Below are 22,750 nucleotides of genomic sequence, written 5' to 3' on the forward strand. Positions count from 1 at the left end.
CAACATGATGTTTAAGTTTTTTTGTTTCTTGTTTTGTTTGCTCATTAGCCTAACAGCTTGTCATAAGCAAGAAGCGAATCAACGACAAAACATTCGTTTGGCAGTCGCACAAGCACCGATCAATCTAGACCCTCGCTATGCTACCGATGCCGCATCGGTTCGTGTTAATCGCTTGCTATATCGTTCATTGGTTGGTTTTGATGCTAGTTCAAAGCCAGTCGCTGATTTGGCGACTTGGCAGATGATTAGCCCGACTCAATATCGTTTTAAATTGGGTGAGGCCGGGCGAAAATTTCATGATGGCAGTCAATTATCAACCAAAGACGTAAAAGCGACGTATGAGTCCTTGCTTGCATTAAAAGACTCTCCACTTTCGGCTGAGTTTACCAATATTCGTCGCATCGAAACATTAGATGGCGCACGCCTGGATATTTACTTGAAAGCGGCCGATAGCGCTTTCCCAGCTAAACTGATCATCGGTATATTGCCTGCAAGTCAGATTGTAGCCGGGCGTGATTTTAGCCACAATCCGTTAGGTAGTGGGGCGCTAGCATTTGTAAGTTGGACAAATACCCTCCAATTAAAGCGCGTGACCGATAGTCAAATTATTACCTTGTTAGAAGTAAAAGACCCCACCGTGCGTATCCTTAAGCTCATGCGGGGTGAAGTGGATATTCTGCAAGGTGATTTGCCACCGGAGTTGGTGCGTTATTTAAAAACACAGCCCAATATCAACGTGACTGAAAGCAATGGCGCCAACTTTTCTTATCTGGGCTTTAATCTACAAGACAAAACGTTGGCGAATATAAAAGTGCGACGGGCGATTGCACACTCGATTGACCGATCAGAGATTATCCAGCAGGTCTTGGTTGGCGGCACACGTGAGGCAGGAGCCATCTTGCCACCTGAGCATTGGGCGGGAAACGCCAAGCTTGCTTCTTATGAGTTCAACCCAGCGCTATCCAAAAAGCTGCTAAAAGAGGCGGGCGTGATATTGCCACTCCATCTTGTTTATAAAACCTCTACCGATGCCCAGCGTGTGCGTCTCGCCACGATTATGCAAGCGCAAATGGCTGAGGCGGGCATTGCGCTTGAGATTAAAAGCTTAGATTGGGGCACGTTTTTTGAGGATGTGAAACAAGGGCATTTTCAATTATTCGGGCTCACTTGGGTCGGGATCAACACCCCAGACATTTACGCAAAAGCATTTGGCTCAGATAATGCCCCGCCTAAAGGTTTTAACCGTGGTCGTTTTAGCGATGCGCAGCTAGACGCTTTGTTAGCCAAGCACGATTGGCAAGCCGCCACCAAGATTATTCATCAGCAATTGCCTTATGTGCCGCTATGGTACGAAGGTCAGTTTACTGCCACGCGAGTGGATATTAGCCAATATGCGCCAAAGCCAGACGGTAATTGGGATGATTTGGCGAACGTTATTCGCACAACGAGCCCTAACACGCATTAGATTTTATAAAATAGCCATTCCAGAGTAAAATACTCAACTTATGCAAATCAATACTATTCCTACCGTAAAACCGATCACTCAGTACCGTCCTTATTGGGCTAAGCGTTTTGGCACGTCTAAAATGTTGCCGATGTCTCGTGAAGAGATGGATGATTTGGGTTGGGACAGTTGCGACATTATTTTGATCACGGGCGATGCATATATCGACCACCCTAGCTTTGGTATGGCGCTGGTTGGCCGTTTGCTTGAATCACAAGGGTTTAGAGTTGGGATTATTTCACAGCCGGATTGGTCAGATGCTGAGGCGTTTAAGGCGTTGGGTAAACCTAATCTCTACTTTGGGATTACCGCAGGCAATATGGATAGTATGGTGAATCGCTATACCGCAGACCGCAAGATACGCTCTGACGATGCTTATACCCCAGATGCGGCTGCTGGCAAGCGTCCAGACCGCGCGGTGCTAGTTTACTCACAGCGTTGTCGTGAAGCATTCTCGGATGTGCCTTTGGTGATTGGGAGTATTGAAGCCAGTTTGCGCCGTATCGCGCATTATGATTACTGGTCTGACAAAGTACGTCGTTCTGTGCTGGTGGATTCTAAAGCCGACATTTTGTTATACGGCAACGCTGAGCGTGCATTGATTGAACTCAGCCACCGCTTGGGTAAAGGTGAAAATGTTGCGGATATTACCGATATTCGCGGCACAGCTTTCTTACGGAAAAAAATTCCAGAAGGTTGGCAAGAAGTTGCTTCAACTAATCTAGACCGCCCAGGTAAATTAGAAGCGCCGATTGATCCTTATGAAATGAAAATGGGTGCTGGCACTAGCTGTGAGACTGAGGCAAAAAAAGACGATGTCGCTTTGCCAGAGGGCACGCAAGCTGTACAAATCGTTCGCAAACCGAAAGCGGATCGCGCCTTTCAAGTGGTTCGTTTGCCAAGCTATGAAGATGTTGTCAAAGACCCAGTGCTCTATGCGCACGCCTCTCGTGTACTGCATTTAGAGGCCAACCCTGGTAATGCGCGTGCATTGGTTCAAAAGCATGGTGATCGTGAAGTCTGGCTTAATGCGCCACCGATTCCTCTGACTACCAAAGAGATGGATTACGTTTACGATTTGCCTTATGCCCGCAGACCACACCCTGTCTACGGGGATGCAAAAATCCCTGCTTGGGAGATGATTCGTTTTTCAGTGAACATTATGCGTGGCTGTTTTGGGGGCTGTACTTTCTGTTCGATTACTGAGCATGAAGGTCGCATTATTCAGAGCCGCTCTGAAGAAAGTATTTTGAAAGAAGTGGAAGAAATTCGCGATAAAGTCGATGGCTTTACGGGTGTGATTTCAGACCTTGGCGGGCCAACTGCGAATATGTACCGCATGGCGTGTAAGTCGCCTGAGATTGAAAAATCTTGCCGCAAGCTTTCATGCGTTTATCCTGGCATTTGTGAAAACCTGAATACCGATCATTCGGCCTTGATTCAGCTTTATCGCAAAGCACGTAACCTCAAGGGTATTAAAAAGATTCTGGTGGGTTCTGGCCTGCGTTACGACTTGGCGGTAACTTCGCCTGAGTATGTCAAAGAATTAGTGCAAAACCATGTTGGCGGCTATTTAAAAATTGCGCCTGAGCATTCTGAAGAGAATGTGCTTTCTAAAATGATGAAGCCGGGCATGGGCGCTTACGATAAGTTTAAAGAGATGTTTGAGCGCTTCTCAAAAGAGGCGGGCAAAAAGCAATATTTGATTCCTTACTTCATCGCAGCGCATCCTGGCACGACCGATGAAGATATGATGAATCTTGCGCTTTGGCTCAAGAAGTATGACTTTAGGTTAGACCAAGTACAAACCTTTACCCCAACGCCAATGGCGATGGCAACGGCCATGTATCACTCAGGTAAAAATCCATTGCGTAAAGTGACGGATGACAGCGAAGAAGTGCCTATTCCTAAGGCGGGTGGCGTGCGCCGTTTGCACAAAGCCTTTATTCGCTACCACGACCCAAAAAACTGGCCGCTACTGCGTGAAGTACTTCAAAACATGGGACGTGCGGATTTGATCGGTAACGGCAAACATTGCTTAATTCCTGCTTGGCAGCCGCTAGATAAAACACCGCCGCGCCCTGTGCAAGTGGCGAGCAAAAAACGCGCTATTGCAGCGCCTGCCGCCCCAGTGAAGGGTAAGAAGCTTGAAATAGGGAAGCCGTTTCGACGTTCTCGTTAAGCTTGATTGAACCGCTGCGCTTGTTGTCTGTCAGACTTTTACATTTCATGATTGGGGGCTATCCCGTGCGTTCATTTTTCTCTAAATTCTCATTGGCTGTCATGCTTATTGTCAGCGCTAATATCACTTTTGCTGCTGATAATGGTTTGCTTTGGAAGCTCGAAGCGCCAAGCGGCAAGGTGAGCTACTTGCTCGGCACCATGCATACCGACGATCAACGCGTCACTGAGTTCTCACCTAAAATCCTTGAAGCCTTTAATCAAAGCGAAGCGTTTATGATGGAAACGCTACCGCCACGTGACCCTTCTATATTCATGATGAAGCAGGGCACAGTGGCTGAAATGATGACGGAGAAAGAATTCGACCAAGTACGTGAACTGGCTGATTTTCATTCTATGCATATTGAAGCCGCCATGCGCATGAAGCCTTGGCTACTTGCTGTCATCTTTGATTTGCCTAAGCCTAAAGCGCTTTATTCAATGGATGAGTTGTTGATGGCAAAAGCAGAAGAGCAGTTCAAAAGAATCGTTGGTTTGGAAAAAACGCGTGAGCATTTTTCAGTACTTGATAGTGTGAGCATGGAAGATCAAATGATCATGTTACGTGCGGTACTCAAGCGGAGCCAAAAAACCAAAGAGCGTGATTATGAAAAGCTTCTAAAGGCTTATCAGTCTGGGGATTTGAAGAAAATTATCGACCTCGATGACAAGATTACTGGGGGCATGTTACCGAAAGCGGTTTGGGAAAATATGCGCGTTAAATTGATTGATGAGCGTAATGCTGGCATGGCGGAAGGCCTTGTATCTGAGGCAAAAGACAAAGCCGTGTTTGCCGCGGTAGGCGCATCGCACTTGGCAGGCGACGGTGGCATTTTAGGTCGTTTGCGCGCGTCTGGCTTTGTGGTGACGCCAGTCAAGTAAAGCTAGCAATTCAGCAAATAAAAAAGCGCAGTCAGAAATGCACTGCGCTTTCTTAATGGTTAGCATTTTTAGCTATTGGTTCGGATAAATCAGCTTATCGGTTGCAAAGCCTAGCGCTTTGGCTTTCGCAATCAACTGCTGTTTAACAATGTAAGACATTTGCGGTGTGCGAGAGAGTATCCATAAATAATCATCGCCACCCGTCACGAGCGCATAGCTATAGGATGTTTTATCTAACTCAACAATTGTATATGCCCCATAAAATGGGCCAAAAAATGATACTTTTAAGCGCCCAATATCTGGTGTTTCTACGAAGTATGCTTTACCAATGGCTTCATTCCATTTTTGCTTTTTGGTATCAAAGCCATGATTGATGACCTTTAAGCCACCATCTTCACGTAAGCTATATTCCGCATAAACCTTATCCAATCCACGTTCAAAGCTATGATCAAGGCGTGCTATCTCGTACCAAGTGCCAAGATATTTATCTACCTCAAACCCTGTAACCGCTTTGTATTTCGCATCATCACCTGTGCAGGAAATAAGCAAAAGCATAGCGATTAACACCAATTTTCTTAACATAAGGACTCCTTTTATATTGCGTTAACGACCACGTCCGCCGCCGCCTGTATGGCCACCACGACTGCCGCCATTGTTGCGGCTGGTATTACGTCCTGCATTTGGGTTAGGGCCTCTGTTTTGCGGTTTAGGCGCAAATAAAGCAGGCTGTGGCATGGCTTGATGACGCGCGGCCTCTGACATGTTTTTAGTCGAGGGGATTTGTGCTGGCACTCTATTGCCGTCAAAAGGTGCTTTGTCTGAACGTTGGCCTTGTGGCTTATTGCGGTTGTGTTGTGGCTTACCTTGTGAAGGTTTAGCGCCTGCGTTTTGTGGACGGCGTTGCTGAGGCCTTGGTGCACGGGGGGCTTCTGGTTCCGCTTTTTCAGGCTGCACCCAGCCATCAGCTGGCACTTTTGGAATCTCGCGCTTAATCAGCTTTTCAATGTCTTTGAGTAGCTTTAATTCTTCACGGTCAACTAATGAAACCGCGGCACCACTGCTCCCTGCGCGACCAGTTCTACCAATGCGGTGGACGTAGTCTTCAGGCACATTAGGCAGCTCAAAGTTAATGACTTGTGGCAATTGATCAATATCCAAACCGCGTGCGGCAATGTCGGTAGCCACTAATACACGTACGGTACCGTCTTTGAACTGCGCCAAAGCTTTGGTGCGCGCGCCTTGGCTCTTATTGCCATGAATGGCTGCGGCTTCAATGCCATCTTTCACTAATTTTTCAGCTAAGCGGTTTGCGCCGTGTTTTGTACGGGTAAACACTAATACTTGTTGCCAGTTATTGTGCGACACTAAGTGACTGACTAGTTCACGCTTAAAGCTTTGGCTAATCATGTGAACGGTTTGCTCAACGAGTTCTGAAGCCGTATTGCGTCGAGCGACTTCAACAAAGCCTGGGTTGTTTAATAAACCATCTGCCAGTGCTTTAATTTCATCAGAGAACGTGGCTGAGAACAGTAAGTTTTGGCGCGCTTTAGGCAATAATGCCAAGATTTTTTTAATGTCACGAATGAAGCCCATGTCGAGCATACGGTCTGCTTCGTCTAGCACTAAAATCTCTACGCCTGATAAATCGACTGCCTTTTGGTTAGCTAAATCCAACAATCGGCCTGGCGTTGCCACTAAGATATCTAAAGGTTTTCTTAAGCGCGACATTTGTGGATTGATATTCACCCCTCCAAAAATGACTGTTGAAGTAAGTGATAAATATTTGCCATATGTTTTAACAGATTCTTCAATCTGTGCGGCAAGCTCGCGTGTTGGTGTCAGCATGAGGCAGCGAGGGCGACCTTTGCCTATGTCAGCCACTGGTTTTTGGCTAAGGATATGCAAAATCGGTAAAGTAAAACCAGCGGTTTTACCTGTGCCTGTTTGTGCGCCAGCGAGTAAATCACCGCCCGTGAGGACTTGTGGAATCGCTTGCACTTGAATTGGGGTGGGCGTGGTGTAACCCGCATCGTTAATGGCGCGGAGAATAGGTTCTGCTAAGCCTAAATCATTAAAATTTGGGCTAGGGTTTGTAACTTCTGAAGACAATGTAAATTCCTTAAAGGAGATTTATAAGTGGTCTGTTGCCTTTAAGACAACACCAATCGAGACTAACAAATAAGAGGTAAAAGTGTTGGCGCATGGCGCCTTTAGGCCGCTGTGCTGATTGGTATGGCACAGGGAGGGCTTGATTATACTGAGTATTACGTGATTAGCTAGTAATTAAATTTTTTCAGTATGCGTGAGTAGATGTAACTCTTCCGCTGTGAGCCAACGCCATTCGCCATCAGCAAGGTCTTTCGGTAACGTCACTTCACCAATCTTGATACGTTTGAGGCCTTCTACTCGGTTGCTATTCGCGGCAACCATGCGTTTAACTTGGTGATATTTGCCTTCAGCTAGAGTCATGTGAAGAATGTGGCTACTGACTTGCTCGCAAGCCAGCGCAGCAATCGGTGCTGGTTCATCAATGAGTTGCACGCCATCGAGTAGATTTTTGATTTGTGCTTCGTCTACAGGGTGCTTGCAATACACTTCGTAAATTTTTGGCACTTTCCATTTAGGCGAGCTGAGGCGATGGATGAAATGGCCATCATCAGAAAGTAAAATCAACCCTGTGGTGTCTTCATCTAAACGACCAATGCATTGCACATCGCGTTCAACCAAAGCGTGTGGCAATAAGCTGTAAACCGACGGGTGATGAATGGTTTTGTGTGAGCATTCGTAATGCGCTGGTTTGTTGAGCATTAAGTAAGCTTGTTCGCGATATTGCCAAGGTTCACCATCGACTGTGAAGTGTAAGTTTTCAGTATGGAATTCTGCAAATGGGTCATCACAAGGTTCGCCATTGACGGTCACGGCATCATGTCTGACTAAGATGCGGCAGGCTTTACGTGAGCCAAAGCCTTGGGAATGTAAAACACGTTCTATCGATATTTTTTTAGACATGGCGGCATTATAGAGGCTTTTGCGTGAGCATCACTTCAATATTGCCATTATCTGCAATCAACACTTGGCTAGCGATGCCATAAAACACGCCGTGTTCCACAACGCCAGTTGTATTGTTGAGTAAAGTGTTAAGTGCTTCATCGCTGATGTGTTCAGGAAAATGCATATCTAAAATATAGCTACCATGCGCACTAACAGCGACATTGTCTTTGCCAGTATTTAGGCGGATATCACCTTTTGCACCATGTTTTTCTAGTTGGTGTTTGACCATTTTCCAAGCGTCAGGGATGACTTCAATCGGGATGATGAATTTTTCGCCTATACGGCTCACAAGCTTACCCTTATCAGCGACTACGATGAATTGATTCGCTGCTTTTGCGAGGAGTTTTTCCATCACCAAATCTTGCCCACGGCCTTTGAGCAGGCTTAAATTGGGGGTGATTTCATCCGCACCATCGACATATAAATTAATACGACTTAGCTGAGATATCGCGACGACCTTGAGCCCGCAACTTTCTGCTTTGATGGCGCTAATTGTGGAGCTGGCTACGGTACTGATGCTCAAGCCTTCATCTGATTGGCGTTTAGCTAAGTGCTCAATAAAGTAATTGGCGGTAGAGCCTGTGCCTAAGCCAATCACCATGCCATTTTTGGCGAGCTTGGCTGCTTTAAAAGCGACTAGTTCTTTATCGTTCATCTTGTTTTTCCTTTAAGTGGCATCGGCTTCACGTTTCCTGGCGCGGGTGAGGGCAGGACGTTCTGAAACTCGATTCATATAACTCAGTAAAGTGTCGTCGAGCGTCACTTTGACGTGATGTGCCCAGTGTAAAACCGAAACGCAAATGATATCTGCTGCGCTAAATTGGTCGCCAGCCAAATAGGGCTGTGCTTTAAGATGCGTACTTAAAATAGCCGCCGCTTTTTCAAACTCCCAATAGCTGGTGTTTGCGATGTCTGGGATGCGTTTATCTTCGGGTAGAAAGCGGTCATGTTTGGCCGCTGTCCATAAATGTACCTCTAACTCTGAAACTACAAAAAATAGCCATTGAAAATACGCCGCTCTGCTTTTTGCATCAGTTGGAATCAGCTTGGCCGCAGGAAATTTTTCAGCAATATGAGTACAGATTGCCGCAGACTCGCTGATGACTAGCCCATCATCAACCAAGCTTGGAATTTTCCCAAAGGGATTAATCGCTAAAAATGCAGGCTGTTTATGTTCGCCTGTGCGTAAGTTGACGAGTCCGTATTCGTACTCGGCATTTGCTTCTTCTAAGGCCCATGCAACGCGTACCGAGCGGGTTTGTGGAAAACCGTAAAGTTTAATCATGATATGGATGGTCTTTGTATAGGATGCATGTAGGCAGTTTAAGTTAAAATGCCACAACGATTAAGTTTAAGTAACTCTCCATGACATTCAAACACATTATTTCTCGCGATAACAGTCTATTTAAGCAGCTTAAAAAATTAGCTGAATCATCACGTGAGCGTCGCAAGCTAGGTGAAACCTTGCTTGATGGCGCGCATTTGGTTGAGACTTATCTTGAGGTGTTTGGTGAACCTCGTTTGCTAATTATTGCAGAAGGTGAAAGTACTGCAGAGGTGTCGCATCTTATTCAGCAATTGGCAGACGTGCCGACGGTGATGTTTCCAACCTTAATGTTTCAAGAGCTGGCGCCTGTGGCAAGTCCAACGGGTATCTTGGCCCTAGTGAAAACCCCAACGATTTCACCGCCAGAAGCAGCTAACTTCGTATTGATGCTGGAAGACATTCAGGATCCAGGTAATTTGGGTTCTATGCTTCGCACGGCAGCAGCGGCAGGTGTGGAAGCTGTTTATTTGTCGGAAGGCTGCACAGAGGCTTGGTCACCAAAAGCGCTTCGTGGTGGTCAGGGGGCTCAGTTTACTTTGCCCATTATTGAGCGTGCTGATTTAGTGGGTCTGGCGAGCAACTTTGCAGGACAAGTATTAGCCACCACTTTGCGTGGTGAGTCTATCTACAAGCTAGATTTAACTGGCCCAACCGCGATTGCGATTGGCAACGAAGGCAATGGCCTAAGTAGCGCGATGCAAAAGGCAGCGAGTCATCATGTCACCATTCCAATTGCGGAAGGTGTTGAATCGCTCAATGCAGCCGCGGCGGCTTCAATTTGTTTGTTTGAGCGGGTGAGGCAGACGCTTTAGCTGTTAGTTTTTTCGTTCGTCCTGAGCTTGTCGAACTACTAAATCCTTCGACAAGCTCAGGACGAACGAAGTTAGTGCTTTGTTTTTGAAACGGGCGGCGTGATATCTGCCGCAAAAAGCTGTTCTGCATCGACTTTGTCGAACACGTAAGCCGCATTACAAAAATCGCAGTTCACTTCTATCTCGCCACGCTCTTCAATAATGCTATCGACTTCTGCTTGACCTAACATTTTGAGCATATTGCTGACATTTTTGCGTGAGCAACTGCAACGGAAGTGAATGTCACGCGGGTCAAATAAGCGTACATCCTCTTCGTGGAATAGTCTGGTGAGTAGTGTTTCAGCAGGGAGGGTAATGAGCTCTTCATTGGTGATGGTTTCTGCTAAAAACCCTGTTCTTGCCCAAGCGTCAGCATCTTGTTCTGGCAAGTCGGGTAGTTTTTGCAACAACATGCCCGCTGCAGTGTTTTCATCACTGGCGAGCCAAATGCGTGTTTCAATTTGCTCTGAACGTTGCATATAGTTTTGCAAGATTTCGCTGATGCTATCGCCTTCAATCGGCACAATGCCTTGGTAAGTTTGACCACCGTCTTTGGGGTCTAAGGTAATCACAAAATGCCCATCACCCACGAGTTCGCTAAAGCTTTGGTTGCCAATTTCGCCTTGCCATTTCGCTGTGGCGCGCATCTCAAGTGCTGCGCTGCATTCCACCACTAATAAGTTTAATGGCCCTTTGCCTTGAATCTGCAAAATCAGTGCGCCATTTTCTAGCTTAAGCGTGGCAGCTAAAAGCGCAGCTGCAGCCATTAGCTCGCCTAGTTTTGTTTTAAGCGCTACTGGGTATTCAACTTGCTGCAATGCGGTGCGAAAGGTATGATCTAAATGGACGGTATTGCCACGAATCGGTGTGTTGTCAAACACAAATCGGTGGAGTTGGTCGGTAGATGGTGTGTTGAGTGTTGTCATGCGCGGCATTTTATCATGACATTACTTTTGGTTTGGCTTGAAATTATGATGGATTGAACGTGATGCTTCGTTGTCTGGGTACTTTTTTTATACCCCAGTGTTGTTTTGCCCACAGCCAAATATCACTGAGGCTGTTTGTGGATAAGTCATTTGGAGGTTGTTGCCCTAAAAAGCTGAGAGCTTGAATAAGGAGTATGGGTGCTTGTCCAACATCGATAGCGGGCGCCAAAGTTTGTTTGCTTAGCTTTTCGCCAGCTGTGTTGCTAGCGACTGGTATGTGGGCATATTGTGGCGTTGGGTAGTTCAGCTTTTGTTGCAGATAAATTTGGCGTGGTGTTGAGTCGAGCAAATCCGCCCCGCGCACAATGTGGGTAATTTCTTGTACGAAATCATCTACCACGACGGCGAGTTGGTAGGCGTATAAGCCATCAGCACGTTTTAATACAAAGTCGCCTATGTCGTGTGCAAGATTTTGCTGAATATTGCCTTGAATTGCGTCAGTGAAAGCGATTGGATTTGAATCAACAACGACGCGGCTTGCGTGTGGTAGTTTTATCTTTGCTTTATGACGGCATGTACCAGGATAAATTAAACCATCAATGCCATGCTGAGCAGGCCTTTGATTGTAAGCGTCTGCAATTTCTTTACGCGAGCAATCGCATTGATAAATAAGGGATTTTTTTTGTAACTGAGATAGTGCATCTTGATAAAGGCTACTGCGCCGCGACTGATAAACAACTTCGCCATCCCATTCGAACCCAAAGGCTTCAAGCGTGCGTAGAATATGGTCGGCAGCACCAGCCATTTCTCTTGGTTTATCAAGGTCCTCCATGCGAACTAGCCACTGTCCATCTTGTGACTTGGCTTCGCAATAACTTGCTACCGCCGCTAGTAGCGAGCCAAAGTGAAGTGGCCCTGTAGGGGAGGGAGCAAATCGACCTATCATGGATTCGCCGTTTTAATGAACGGCCTCCAGGTAAGGTGGGATATACCAAGACTGCAAATCTCGCCCCAGCAAGACAAGGTGGCAGTGCATGCGATCACCACCGTTGGCGCTGACGTCAAACTCATAAGTGCGGAGTATTTGCACATGGCCTTTTGCATTACGCCCTAAACGTAAACGCACACATGCTACGCTTTCGTCTAATAGTTGTAAGTTGGTGCGATGTGTCAGGTCGTGGCCTTTTTCGATGGCCATATCACGCGCTGAAATGCTGTCGAACCAGAACCAGGCCAACATCACAATGATGATAAGTAGTAGATTTTCCACGGTAAGGATTTGTTCATTAAAGAATATGTTTAGAGTTTAAACAATCCAAGCAGATTCGTCATGCATGAATCTTGAAGGGTGCTGTTGTGCAATAGGTTTGATTTTGCACTTAATTAGTGCGCTGCACGGATAGTTGCATTGTTTTGGTGCGTCATTGTGATTTTAATCGAAAATAAATTGATTTTAAAACAAGGGTCTATAAAACCTGGCTTAGTTTTTGCTAGGGATTAATGTTAATTTAGGCTGACCTTTGCATTGGCAGACCTAAACAAGATAATTAAAAAAACTTAAACGAGGATGAATTTATGGAAGCGCTTCAGTCGGCGAGTGATGTCTTATTTGTATTGTTAGGGGCCATTATGGTCTTGGCAATGCATGCAGGGTTTGCCTTTTTGGAGGTAGGCACGGTGCGCCGTAAAAACCAAGTGAATGCATTGGTCAAAATCATGGTAGATTTTTCTATCTCGACCATCGCCTATTTCTTTATTGGTTACGGCGTAGCGTATGGGGTGAGCTTTTTTCAAGGCGCGGATGTGCTGGCAGCAAAAAATGGTTATGACTTAGTGAAGTTTTTCTTTTTACTCACGTTTGCCGCTGCCATTCCTGCAATTATCTCTGGTGGTATCGCAGAGCGTGCAAAGTTTAATCCTCAGTTAGCCGCAACCTTCTTGTTAGTTGGTTTTGTTTATCCATTTTTCGAGGGCATTGCTTGGAACCATCACTATGGCATTCAAGAATGGCTCAAAGCAAGTTACGGTTTTGAGTTTCATGATTTTGCAGGCTCCGTTGTGGTGCACGCGATGGGCGGCTGGATTGCTCTGGGTGCTGTGATTTTATTAGGCGCTCGGCATGGTCGTTACAGTAAAGACGGTCGCTTGCATGCTTATCCACCTTCAAACATCCCGTTCTTGGCTTTAGGTGCATGGATTCTTACTGTGGGCTGGTTTGGTTTTAACGTAATGTCAGCGCAAACCTTAACTGGTGTGACTGGTCTAGTAGCAATGAACTCTTTAATGGCGCTGGTTGGTGGCACAATTGCCGCATTAGTCATGGGCAAAAACGACCCTGGCTTTGTTCATAACGGCCCATTGGCTGGTTTGGTTGCTGTGTGTGCGGGTTCAGATGTGATGCATCCACTCGGCGCTTTAGTGACAGGCGCTGTGGCGGGTGCATTGTTTGTTTGGGCATTTACACTCACTCAAAACCGCTGGAAGATTGACGACGTGTTAGGGGTGTGGCCATTGCATGGTTTGTGCGGTGCCTGGGGCGGCATTGCGGCGGGCATCTTCGGTGCTAAGGCGTTGGGCGGTATGGGCAATGTAAGTCTCATGTCACAGTTGATTGGTACAGGCTTAGGTATTGCAATTGCTTTGGCTGGTGGCTTTATTGTTTATGGTTTAATTAAAAAGTTGGTCGGTATTCGGATGGATGTTGAAGACGAATATATGGGAGCAGACTTGGCGATTCATAAAATCACTACAACGCCAAATATGGGCGGTGGTGACGAATAAGCTTGAAGTTTGGCAGTAAAGAAAAGGGCTCAGAACAAACTTCTGAGCCTTTTTAACTTCAAATGGCAAGTTTTTGATGCTGAGTTTGGATTAGTCAATCCAATAGGGCGCAACAAAAGCGAACCAAGAACCCATAGCAAATAGTAGTAACGAGATGCCATAAATCACATTCGACATCTTTCTTGCCTTCATACAAGCTTGGGCCAGCTGTTTATCTGCTGGACAAGCTAACTTAGAAGCGCGCCACTGCATCAGCCCAGCAAGTAGTAATAACGTTCCTGCGATACCGAATACAAGTGGCTTATGCTCGCTAATCCAAATGAGTTGTGGCACTTTGCTGGCCAGGCCAACCATCACTGCGCCCAAGCCTAAGCTCACTAGTAATGCAGGAATGGCGCAACATATCAGCGTTGCACTGCTGGTAAAAAGAATTAGCCAGTTGACCGCGAGCATTTTTTTAATTGAGAGTATTTGAGGTTGAGCGCTCATCACTTCATCTCCTTCACATGGGAATGGTCAGCTTTGATTTCAACGAGTGTCTTGTTGATATATTCAACACTAGCCACCTCGTAGCCTGCGTCTTTAATCACTTTTGTAAAAACCTCTAAACTCATGTTTTTTTGGTCTTTGAGTTCAACCACTACCACACGGCTTTTTAAGTCCACCCAAACATCTTGGGTAGCGTCTAGTTCGCGCAGTTTTTTATTAATGCCTTTTGCACAAAATGCACACACCATCCCTTTCACCTCAGCGTGAATTGAAGTTGCAGCAAATGCTGTGTTAGTAAAAATGGCTAAGATTGCGATAACAAATAATTTTTTCATGATCAGTCCTTAATTAAAAAGTAAGCATTAAATTGAGTCGGGGTGTGCGTGACGCTGCATCCCATGGATTGGTAATCCCTAACTCAAGAAAGTAGTTTTGATTGATGAGTCGAAGTGCTGGCGTCACCTCATTTTTTGTCATCATGTTTTCAGACGTTTTGGCTTCAATGACAAGCCAAGGTTGAGTTTCCTCAAAACTTGTTTCGTAGAGAGAAAAACCGCTTTGAACGCTGTAGGTGTCATATTGAATATGAGGGGCACGTACTATTCTTGCCTTGGCTAAGAAATAGATGCGCGTTGTTTCATAATCAAACTGAACGCTTGGTGAGTAGGAGAATCCACTTGAATCGCCAGACGCTTCTCCTATGCCGGTCATGAACCATAAGTTGGCTTGACCATTTGGCATATTCCAGCGCTTGATGAGGCCTGCGTAATTGATGTTGGTAATGAGGTTGGTTTGCTTGTCGCCTCTCATCCACATAGTTTCAACGCCAAAAGCATGACCAAGTGCTGGAGAGTAGTTAAGCATGAGTTCTTTTCTATCGTTAGAAAACTCACTCATTAGCATTGCGCTATCCTTGAATCCCATTAATGCAGCCGCTTGTGCTGAAAATGTGATTGATAGCAGCAATGCAAGAAATAGTCTTGCATGCATGATGCCTCCGAAAATAATTTAAAAAATTACGATGCTTTAAGCATCAATCGGAGGGCGATTTTCTGGGGTGATGTGATGCGTAGAGGAAGCCCATATAGCGAAGGATGCTAAAGGGGAGTTTTGAGAAGTGACGTGGGTTGTGCTCTCATGGATCGGTGCCGCAAAACTTAGGCAGAAGCCACAGTGCTGACAATTCGAACCGCCAGCATGGTGTTGAGTATCATGATGCCCACTAGATTCTTTTGAATCCATTTGGTGGCAGGCGTGTGGCGGCTGCACAATTTGATGTGAGCTTGCATTCGCTAATTCCATTTGCGTTGCAGCATAAGCTGCACCACTAAAAAACAGTGGTGTCCAAACCATGAGCATTAAGGCTACAAATTTACGAATGGACTTCATATTGATTAGGATGCGCCTCGAAAGGCTAAAGTTCATGTTTAATTAAGATTGAGGACAAAAGAAGAGGCAACTCACTGTTAGCCTATCTCAACAGGTGACAAGTCTTTAAGCTCTTCATCCGTAAATAAACGGCCTTTGGTGATAAAGGCTTTGCCTGTGCCGCAGTCGAGAGAGAATGAGCCGCTAGACGCGTCCATTGCATCAAGGATGGTGTGTGTATTCTCTGAAAATTGAAAGTGGCTGTGCCCCATATAAAAGGCAGCGCCATCCACTTCTCCCACTTTGACATCTGAAGGTGTTTTGCGGAATTCATTAGCAGGCATACACATCGGGCCGCTACCTTCACAGCATCCACCAGATTGAAAAAAGATAATCGGGCCATGCTGTGCTGTTAATTGGCGAATTAGCGCGATTGCAGAAGGGGTTCCAGAAATACGTTCAGCCATTATCCACTCCAAATAACAAATAAAAAAAGAGGCGGTATAAACCGCCTCTCAATACTAACTTTAATACATGCCTAATTCAATATTGAATTAGGCGATGCTAAAGGCTTGTTAGAAAAAGCCCAATTTCTTAGGGCTGTAGCTGACTAACAAGTTTTTAGTTTGTTGGTAGTGATCAAGCATCATTTTGTGAGTTTCACGGCCGATACCTGATTCTTTATAGCCACCGAACGCTGCATGTGCTGGGTAAGCATGGTAGCAGTTAGTCCAAACGCGACCAGCTTTGATACCACGACCCATGCGGTATGCACGATTGCCGTCACGGCTCCAAACGCCAGAACCTAAACCAAAGATGGTATCGTTAGCGATTTCCAACGCTTCAGCTTCATCTTTAAAGGTTGTAACAGCAAGCACTGGTCCAAAAATTTCTTCTTGGAAAATGCGCATTTTGTTGTGGCCTTTAAATAGCGTTGGCTGAACGTAGTAGCCTTGTGACAAATCGCCACCTAGTTTGTTTTGTTGGCCGCCGATCAATAATTCAGCACCTTCTTGTTTGCCAATGTCCATGTAAGACATGATCTTGTTCAATTGGTCAGCAGAAGCTTGTGCGCCAATCATTGTATTTGGATCAAGTGGGTTGCCTTGTTTGATGGCAGCAACACGTGGCAATACGCGTTCCATGAATTTGTCATAAACAGACTCTTGGATCAATGCACGTGATGGGCAGGTACACACTTCACCTTGGTTGAATGCGAACAATACCAAACCTTCAACGGCTTTATCAAAGAAGTCGTCGTCAGCAGCGGCGATATCATCAAAGAAGATGTTAGGTGATTTGCCACCTAGTTCAAGTGTTGCAGGAATCAAGTTGCCAGCAGCAGCTTGTGCAATCACACGGCCAGTTGCTGTAGAGCCAGTGAATGCGATTTTTGCGATACGGCGGCTGTTAGCAAGTGGTGCGCCAACTTCACGGCCATAACCGTTCACAATGTTCATCACGCCAGGTGGCACGATGTCAGCAATTAATTCCATTAAAATTAAAATACTGATTGGCGTGAATTCAGCTGGTTTCATAACAACACAGTTACCAGCAGCCACAGCTGGTGCTAGTTTCCATGCAGCCATTAAAATTGGGAAGTTCCAAGGAATAATTTGGCCAATCACGCCTAGTGGTTCATGGAAGTGATAAGCAACCATTGTGTCGTCGATTTCACTTAATGTGCCTTCTTGCGCACGCAAGCAACCAGCAAAGTAGCGGAAGTGGTCGATGGCTAATGGAATATCAGCATTTAATGTTTCACGTATAGGTTTGCCGTTGTCGATCGTTTCAGCAGTTGCTAATAATTCAAGGTTAGCTTCTAAACGATCAGCAATTTTGAGTAACATATTAGCGCGTTCTTGCACTGATGTTTTGCCCCATTTATCTGCAGCTGCATGCGCAGCATCAAGTGCTAACTCGACGTCAGCGGCGCCTGAGCGTGCTGCTTTGGTATATGGCAGGCCTGTGATCGGTGTAATAACATCAAAGTATTCGCCGCTAACGGGTGCAACCCATTTGCCACCGATAAAGTTGTCATATTTGGCTTTGAAAGGGATTTTCACGCCCATGCCTTTTAATAGATCTAAACTCATTCTTATTATCTCCGTGATTTTTATAAAATATTTATATGCGCCATGTTGCTTAATTACCACCTGCAACTTTACCTTAATTTAAAACAAAATAAAGCCCCTATACTTTTTTAATCTTACTTTTTTCAAACGTTTTAATTGATCGTTTTAAATTGTGGAATTTTTTTAAAACCATTGACCTGCTCAACCATCAAATTTAAGTAATTTTTTTTATCAATATTTATCACTTTTCGGCGCCGATACTGAACACAAATAACTTAATGATTGATACAATAATGTAATTAAATTGTAACTTTTTCAGGTTATTTGCGTCATAAAAGAAGTTGCCGACACGTTAGTTTTGGAGATGATTTGTGTTAAATGAAAATTTAGTGAGTATTGATAAGCACATCGAAGCTCATGTGAATGTTCCGGGCGCACTAATGCCTTTGCTTCACGCCATACAGGATGATATTGGCTATGTGCCAGAATCCGCTTATTCCAGGATTGCGAAAGGACTGAATTTGTCGGTGGCCGAAGTGCATGGAGTTGTTTCGTTTTACCATCACTTTCGTACGCATGCACCTGGCAAGCATATCCTACAACTTTGTCGTGCGGAGTCCTGTCAAGCGATGGGCTCAGCTGATCTTGAGACGTATGTTAAGAAAACTTTGGGTGTGGATTATCATCAAACAACAGCAGATGGCGCAATTACGCTAGAACCTATTTATTGCTTGGGGAACTGTGCTTGCTCTCCTGCAGTGTCAATGGATGATCAAGTATGTGGTCGTGTGGATGTGGACCGTATGAATGAAATGATTGCTGAAGCGAGAAGTGCATAATGACTATTAACGTATATGTCCCCAGAGACTCTAGTGCGCTTTCATTGGGTGCCCATAAAGTGGCTGCCAATATCCAAGCTGAAGCGGCAAAGCGTGGTATTGAGATCAATTTAATTCGTAACGGCTCTCGTGGTTTATTTTGGTTGGAGACCATGGTGGAAGTGGCAACAGCCAAAGGTCGTGTGGCTTACGGCCCTGTTATGCCAAAAGATGTGGCCGGTTTATTTGATGCTGACTTCATTACAGGCGGTGCACATCCGCTCAATCTTGGTTTAACTGATGAAATTGAATGGCTGAAAAATCAAGAGCGTCTAACTTTTGCCCGCGTTGGTATTACTGACCCGGTTTCTGTAGAAGATTATGTAGCGCATGATGGCTTCAAAGGCTTAAAAAATGCCTTGGCTAAGTCCGGTGCAGAAATTGTGAAAGAAGTTACGGACTCCGGCTTGCGTGGTCGTGGGGGTGCAGCTTTCCCAACAGGTATTAAATGGAACACGGTGCTGAATGCGCCAGCCGATCAAAAATACATTGTCTGTAATGCGGACGAAGGCGACTCAGGGACTTATTCTGACCGCATGATTATGGAAGGTGATCCGCTGGTGCTGGTAGAAGGCATGACGATTGCAGCTTTAGCCGTGGGCGCAACGCAAGGTTATATTTATCTTCGTTCAGAATATCCAGATGCCTTAGTCACGCTCAATGAAGCGATTGCGAATGCTTATGATGCTGGATACCTAGGTGATGATATTTGCGGTAGCGGTAAGCGTTTTCATTTAGAAGTACGTCGCGCGGCCGGTGCTTACGTGTGTGGTGAAGAAACTTCTTTACTTGAAAGCTTAGAGGGCAAGCGTGGTTTAGTTCGCTTCAAACCGCCACTACCAGCGATTGAAGGTTTGTTCGGTAAGCCAACGGTTGTGAATAACGTGATTTCATTGGCAACCGTGCCTATTGTCTTGGACAAAGGCGGCAAATTTTATCAAGATTTCGGCATGGGTCGCTCACGCGGTACCTTACCTATTCAATTGGCAGGCAATATCAAACAATGCGGCTTAGTTGAAAAAGCCTTTGGCATTACTTTACGCGAATTACTTTACGACTTTGGCGGTGGTTCGGCTTCTGGTAAGCCTATTCGTGCGGTTCAGGTGGGTGGCCCATTGGGCGCTTATTTGCCTGAATCACAATTTGATACGCCTTTAGATTACGAGAAGTTTTCAGAAATTTGGGCTGTGCTTGGTCACGGCGGTATTGTTGCCTTTGATGACACCGTTGATATGGCTAAAATGGCGCGATATGCCTTTGAGTTCTGTGCAGTGGAGTCATGCGGTAAATGTACGCCGTGTCGAATTGGATCTACACGTGGTGTGGAGGTAATGGATAAAATTATTGCTGGTCAAGACCATGCAAAGAGCATCGCCCTGGTTCGTGACTTGAGCGACACCATGCTAAATGGCTCCTTGTGTGCTTTAGGCGGCATGACGCCATTTCCAGTGTTAAGTGCAATCAATCATTTCCCAGAAGATTTTGGCCTAGAGAAAGGTCAAGCGGCTTAAAGCTGTTAGGAGAAACACATGAGTAAATATACTGATTTTGGTACCCCAGCGAAAACCTCTGACAAGACCATTACCCTTGAAATAGATGGTACGCAGATTTCCGTGCCAGAAGGTACCTCGATTATGCATGCTGCCATGGTGGGCGGCGTCACGGTGCCTAAGTTGTGTGCGACGGATAGTTTGGATCCTTACGGCTCTTGTCGTTTGTGTTTGGTAGAAATTGAAGGCCGCCGTGGCTATCCAGCTTCATGTACTACCCCAGTGGCTGAAGGGATTAAAGTTAAAACGCAAACGCCAAAATTAGCGGACATTCGCAAAGGCGTGATGGAGCTTTACATTTCTGACCATCCGCTTGATTGCCTCACATGCGCAACCAATGGTGATTGCGAATTACAAGACATGGCGGGTGCTGTAGGCTTGCGTGAAGTGCGTTATGGATACGATGGTGAAAACCATCTCAAGTCAGAAAAAGATACATCAAATCCTTATTTCCAGTTTGACCCTTCAAAATGTATCGTTTGTTCACGCTGTGTTCGCGCTTGTGAAGAAGTCCAAGGTACTTTTGCGTTGACGATTCAAGGTCGAGGCTTTGAATCTAAAGTAGCCTCTGGCACTGAGAATTTCTTAGAGTCTGAGTGTGTTTCTTGCGGCGCTTGTGTGCAAGCTTGCCCAACAGCAACGTTGATTGAAAAATCAGTGGTTCAGCATGGTGTGCCTGAGCATTCAGTAACAACAACATGCGCCTACTGTGGTGTGGGTTGTTCATTTGACGCTGAAATGAAAGGTGAGCAGGTAGTTCGCATGGTGCCAAGTAAAAATGGCGGCGCTAACCATGGCCACTCCTGTGTGAAAGGCCGCTTTGCTTGGGGATATGCCACCCATCAAGACCGTATCACGACACCGATGATTCGTAAGAGCATCCATGATGCTTGGACTGAAGTGTCATGGGATGAAGCGATTAATTATGCGGCGAGTGAGATTGCTCGTATTCAAGCGCAATACGGTAAAGAGTCAGTAGGTGGAATTACCTCATCTCGTTGTACCAATGAGGAAGTTTACGTCACGCAAAAGTTAATTCGTGCGGTACTTGGCACCAATAACGTTGATACCTGTGCGCGTGTATGTCATTCCCCAACAGGATATGGCTTAAAGCAAACATTAGGTGAGTCAGCAGGCACGCAGACATTTGACTCTGTGATGCATTCCGATGTGATTTTTGTCATGGGGGCCAATCCAACGGATGGCCATCCAGTATTTGCATCACAAATGAAACGTCGATTACGTGAAGGTGCCAAATTGATTGTGGCGGATCCACGTCAAATCGATTTGGTTTCATCTGCACACGTCAAAGCAGATTACCATCTGAAACTGCGTCCTGGCACCAATGTGGCGCTGATCTCAGCGATGTCTCATGTGATTGTGACAGAAGGTTTGGTCGACGAAGCTTTTGTGAAAGAGCGTTGTGAGTTAGATTCCTTTGAGGATTGGCGTGCCTTCGCAGCCAAGCCAGAAAATTCACCAGAGGCGCTCAGTGAGACGCTGGGTGTACCAGCTGAAGATATTCGTGCAGCGGCTCGTTTGTATGCTACTGGTGGCAATGCAGCGATTTATTACGGTTTGGGCGTGACTGAGCATAGTCAAGGATCAACCACCGTGATGGGGATTGCAAATATTGCGATGGCTACTGCGAACGTTGGCCGTGAAGGTGTTGGGGTTAATCCACTTCGTGGTCAGAACAACGTCCAAGGCTCGTGTGATATGGGTTCTATGCCACATGAATATCCAGGGTACCGCCATGTTTCAGACGATGCTACTCATGCCTTGTTTGAAACTGCATGGGGTCGTCCGCTCAGTAAAGAGCCTGGGCTTCGCATTCCTAACATGCTAGATCAGGCGATTAGCGGCAAATTTAAAGCGCTTTATTGCGTAGGTGAGGATATTGTTCAGTCTGACCCAAATACTCAACACGTGACACATGGCCTTGAGGCGATGGAGTGTGTAATTGTGCAAGACTTGTTCTTGAACGAAACGGCAATGTATGCGCATGTGTTTTTCCCTGGTGCTTCATTTTTGGAAAAATCAGGGACGTTTACCAATGCAGAGCGTCGCATTTCGCCTGTGCGCCGCGTAATGACACCGAAAAATGGTTTTGAAGATTGGGAAGTAACGGCTAAGTTATCTTCAGCGCTGGGCTACCCGATGCATTACACGCATGCGTCAGATATTTTGGACGAAATTGCAGCATTAACGCCAACATTTAAGGGCGTAAGCTTTAAGAAATTAGACGAACTTGGCAGTGTTCAATGGCCATGTGATGACGAACATCCAGCAGGCACACCTACGATGCATATTGATGAGTTTGTGCGCGGAAAAGGAAAGTTTTTTATCACTCAATATGTGCCAACCACTGAAAAAGTGAATGCAAAGTATCCATTAATCTTGACCACAGGCCGTATCTTGTCTCAGTACAATGTGGGTGCACAAACGCGTCGCACGAATAACGTCACATGGCATACAGAAGATCTGATTGAAATTCATCCGCATGATGCAGAAGATCGTGGCATTAAGGATGGTGATTGGGTGGGTATCAGTAGCCGCGCTGGTGAAACCGTGCTGCATGCAAAAATTACTGAACGCGTGCAACCCGGTGTGGTTTACACCACCTTCCATCACCCAGAGTCTGGTGCGAATGTAATTACGACGGATAATTCCGATTGGGCAACCAATTGCCCTGAGTATAAAGTGACAGCCGTGCAGTTAACGAAGGTTTCTCAGTTATCCGAATGGCAGCGTGATTACAAAGCCTTTAGCCAAGAGCAGATTGGTTTTGTAGAAAACTCGAAAAACGAAGCGAACGTATAAGCGTCTCATTTCCTTTTGGTTGATT

22 protein-coding genes are annotated in these 22,750 nt (G+C 45.7%); 8 read left to right on the forward strand and 14 right to left on the reverse strand.

Annotated features, from left to right (window positions below; translation table 11 throughout):
- Nucleotides 1-4 precede the first annotated feature (4 nt).
- The 3 genes from BN1209_RS03270 (at nt 5) to BN1209_RS03280 (ending at nt 4,606) form a co-directional block, all read left to right on the forward strand.
- The gene (locus BN1209_RS03270) at nt 5-1,465 is read left to right on the forward strand and encodes an ABC transporter substrate-binding protein (protein ID WP_045750933.1); all 1,461 of its coding nucleotides are present in this window, start codon (nt 5-7) and stop codon (nt 1,463-1,465) included.
- A gap of 40 nt (nt 1,466-1,505) precedes the next feature.
- Nucleotides 1,506-3,686: a YgiQ family radical SAM protein gene (locus BN1209_RS03275; RefSeq protein WP_082048380.1), complete on the forward strand. Its 2,181-nt coding sequence runs from the start codon at nt 1,506-1,508 to the stop codon at nt 3,684-3,686.
- Between the two features lie 65 nt (nt 3,687-3,751).
- Entirely contained in the window at nt 3,752-4,606 is an 855-nt protein-coding gene (locus BN1209_RS03280) for a TraB/GumN family protein (RefSeq protein WP_231855150.1), read from the forward strand.
- Between the two features lie 72 nt (nt 4,607-4,678).
- Here the strand turns inward: BN1209_RS03280 and BN1209_RS03285 are convergent, their stop codons facing one another.
- The 5 genes from BN1209_RS03285 to BN1209_RS03305 form a co-directional block, all read right to left on the reverse strand.
- The gene (locus BN1209_RS03285; protein ID WP_045750934.1) at nt 4,679-5,188 is read right to left on the reverse strand and encodes a lipocalin family protein; all 510 of its coding nucleotides are present in this window, start codon (nt 5,186-5,188) and stop codon (nt 4,679-4,681) included.
- A 21-nt stretch (nt 5,189-5,209) separates the two neighbouring features.
- Nucleotides 5,210-6,715, reverse strand: a complete 1,506-nt coding sequence (locus tag BN1209_RS03290; RefSeq protein WP_045750935.1) for a DEAD/DEAH box helicase — start codon at nt 6,713-6,715, stop codon at nt 5,210-5,212.
- 174 nt (nt 6,716-6,889) lie between these two features.
- Complete coding sequence (locus BN1209_RS03295) at nt 6,890-7,615, reverse strand: pseudouridine synthase (RefSeq protein WP_045750936.1); 726 nt, start codon at nt 7,613-7,615, stop codon at nt 6,890-6,892.
- Between the two features lie 7 nt (nt 7,616-7,622).
- On the reverse strand, nt 7,623-8,312 hold the full coding sequence (gene rpiA / locus BN1209_RS03300; RefSeq protein WP_045750937.1) for a ribose-5-phosphate isomerase RpiA: 690 nt from the start codon (nt 8,310-8,312) through the stop codon (nt 7,623-7,625).
- A 12-nt stretch (nt 8,313-8,324) separates the two neighbouring features.
- Complete coding sequence (locus BN1209_RS03305) at nt 8,325-8,942, reverse strand: glutathione S-transferase family protein (protein ID WP_045750938.1); 618 nt, start codon at nt 8,940-8,942, stop codon at nt 8,325-8,327.
- An 80-nt stretch (nt 8,943-9,022) separates the two neighbouring features.
- Here BN1209_RS03305 and BN1209_RS03310 point away from each other — a divergent pair, with 80 nt between their 5' ends.
- A complete protein-coding gene (locus tag BN1209_RS03310) occupies nt 9,023-9,796 on the forward strand; it encodes a TrmH family RNA methyltransferase (RefSeq protein WP_045750939.1) in 774 nt (257 codons plus the stop codon).
- Nucleotides 9,797-9,867: 71 nt separating this feature from the next.
- Here BN1209_RS03310 and hslO read toward each other — a convergent pair whose 3' ends face one another.
- From hslO to BN1209_RS03325, 3 genes are read right to left on the reverse strand one after another with little or no spacing between them, the layout of a single operon-like run.
- Nucleotides 9,868-10,761 carry an Hsp33 family molecular chaperone HslO gene (gene hslO / locus BN1209_RS03315; RefSeq protein ID WP_045751939.1) on the reverse strand — a complete coding sequence of 298 codons (894 nt, stop codon included), beginning with the start codon at nt 10,759-10,761 and terminating at the stop codon, nt 9,868-9,870.
- A gap of 43 nt (nt 10,762-10,804) precedes the next feature.
- Entirely contained in the window at nt 10,805-11,707 is a 903-nt protein-coding gene (gluQRS, locus tag BN1209_RS03320; protein WP_045750940.1) for a tRNA glutamyl-Q(34) synthetase GluQRS, read from the reverse strand.
- Nucleotides 11,708-11,719: 12 nt separating this feature from the next.
- The gene (locus tag BN1209_RS03325; RefSeq protein ID WP_082048381.1) at nt 11,720-12,031 is read right to left on the reverse strand and encodes a DUF3301 domain-containing protein; all 312 of its coding nucleotides are present in this window, start codon (nt 12,029-12,031) and stop codon (nt 11,720-11,722) included.
- A gap of 305 nt (nt 12,032-12,336) precedes the next feature.
- Between BN1209_RS03325 and BN1209_RS03330 the strand changes: the two genes are divergently transcribed.
- Nucleotides 12,337-13,542 (forward strand): ammonium transporter, encoded by a 1,206-nt coding sequence (locus tag BN1209_RS03330; RefSeq protein ID WP_045750941.1) that lies wholly within the window; start codon nt 12,337-12,339, stop codon nt 13,540-13,542.
- A 90-nt stretch (nt 13,543-13,632) separates the two neighbouring features.
- On the opposite strand, the gene BN1209_RS03335 is transcribed toward BN1209_RS03330, so the two are convergent.
- The 6 genes from BN1209_RS03335 to adh all read right to left on the reverse strand — a co-directional run bounded on the left by BN1209_RS03335 (nt 13,633) and on the right by adh (nt 17,495).
- A complete protein-coding gene (locus BN1209_RS03335; RefSeq protein WP_045750942.1) occupies nt 13,633-14,031 on the reverse strand; it encodes a hypothetical protein in 399 nt (132 codons plus the stop codon).
- On the reverse strand, nt 14,031-14,366 hold the full coding sequence (locus BN1209_RS03340; RefSeq protein WP_045750943.1) for a heavy-metal-associated domain-containing protein: 336 nt from the start codon (nt 14,364-14,366) through the stop codon (nt 14,031-14,033). Before BN1209_RS03340 ends, BN1209_RS03335 begins: the two co-directional genes overlap by 1 nt.
- Before the next feature lie 13 nt (nt 14,367-14,379).
- Entirely contained in the window at nt 14,380-15,021 is a 642-nt protein-coding gene (locus BN1209_RS03345; RefSeq protein ID WP_045750944.1) for a hypothetical protein, read from the reverse strand.
- A 36-nt stretch (nt 15,022-15,057) separates the two neighbouring features.
- Nucleotides 15,058-15,420 carry a hypothetical protein gene (locus tag BN1209_RS03350; RefSeq protein ID WP_045750945.1) on the reverse strand — a complete coding sequence of 121 codons (363 nt, stop codon included), beginning with the start codon at nt 15,418-15,420 and terminating at the stop codon, nt 15,058-15,060.
- Nucleotides 15,421-15,497: 77 nt separating this feature from the next.
- A complete protein-coding gene (locus BN1209_RS03355; RefSeq protein ID WP_045750946.1) occupies nt 15,498-15,866 on the reverse strand; it encodes a DUF779 domain-containing protein in 369 nt (122 codons plus the stop codon).
- 108 nt (nt 15,867-15,974) lie between these two features.
- Nucleotides 15,975-17,495, reverse strand: a complete 1,521-nt coding sequence (gene adh / locus BN1209_RS03360; RefSeq protein ID WP_045750947.1) for an aldehyde dehydrogenase — start codon at nt 17,493-17,495, stop codon at nt 15,975-15,977.
- A 350-nt stretch (nt 17,496-17,845) separates the two neighbouring features.
- On the opposite strand from adh, the gene BN1209_RS03365 reads away from it, so the two are divergent.
- The 3 genes from BN1209_RS03365 to fdhF are packed head-to-tail and all read left to right on the forward strand — an operon-like array spanning nt 17,846 to nt 22,725.
- A complete protein-coding gene (locus BN1209_RS03365; protein WP_045750948.1) occupies nt 17,846-18,313 on the forward strand; it encodes a formate dehydrogenase subunit gamma in 468 nt (155 codons plus the stop codon).
- Nucleotides 18,313-19,863 carry a formate dehydrogenase beta subunit gene (locus BN1209_RS03370; RefSeq protein ID WP_045750949.1) on the forward strand — a complete coding sequence of 517 codons (1,551 nt, stop codon included), beginning with the start codon at nt 18,313-18,315 and terminating at the stop codon, nt 19,861-19,863. The genes BN1209_RS03365 and BN1209_RS03370 overlap by 1 nt, the downstream gene beginning before the upstream one ends.
- An 18-nt stretch (nt 19,864-19,881) precedes the next feature.
- The gene (gene fdhF / locus BN1209_RS03375) at nt 19,882-22,725 is read left to right on the forward strand and encodes a formate dehydrogenase subunit alpha (RefSeq protein WP_045750950.1); all 2,844 of its coding nucleotides are present in this window, start codon (nt 19,882-19,884) and stop codon (nt 22,723-22,725) included.
- Nucleotides 22,726-22,750: the final 25 nt, after the last annotated feature.

The sequence above is a fragment of the Candidatus Methylopumilus turicensis genome (genome assembly GCF_000953015.1).
In the GTDB taxonomy this organism is placed as follows: domain Bacteria; phylum Pseudomonadota; class Gammaproteobacteria; order Burkholderiales; family Methylophilaceae; genus Methylopumilus_A; species Methylopumilus_A turicensis.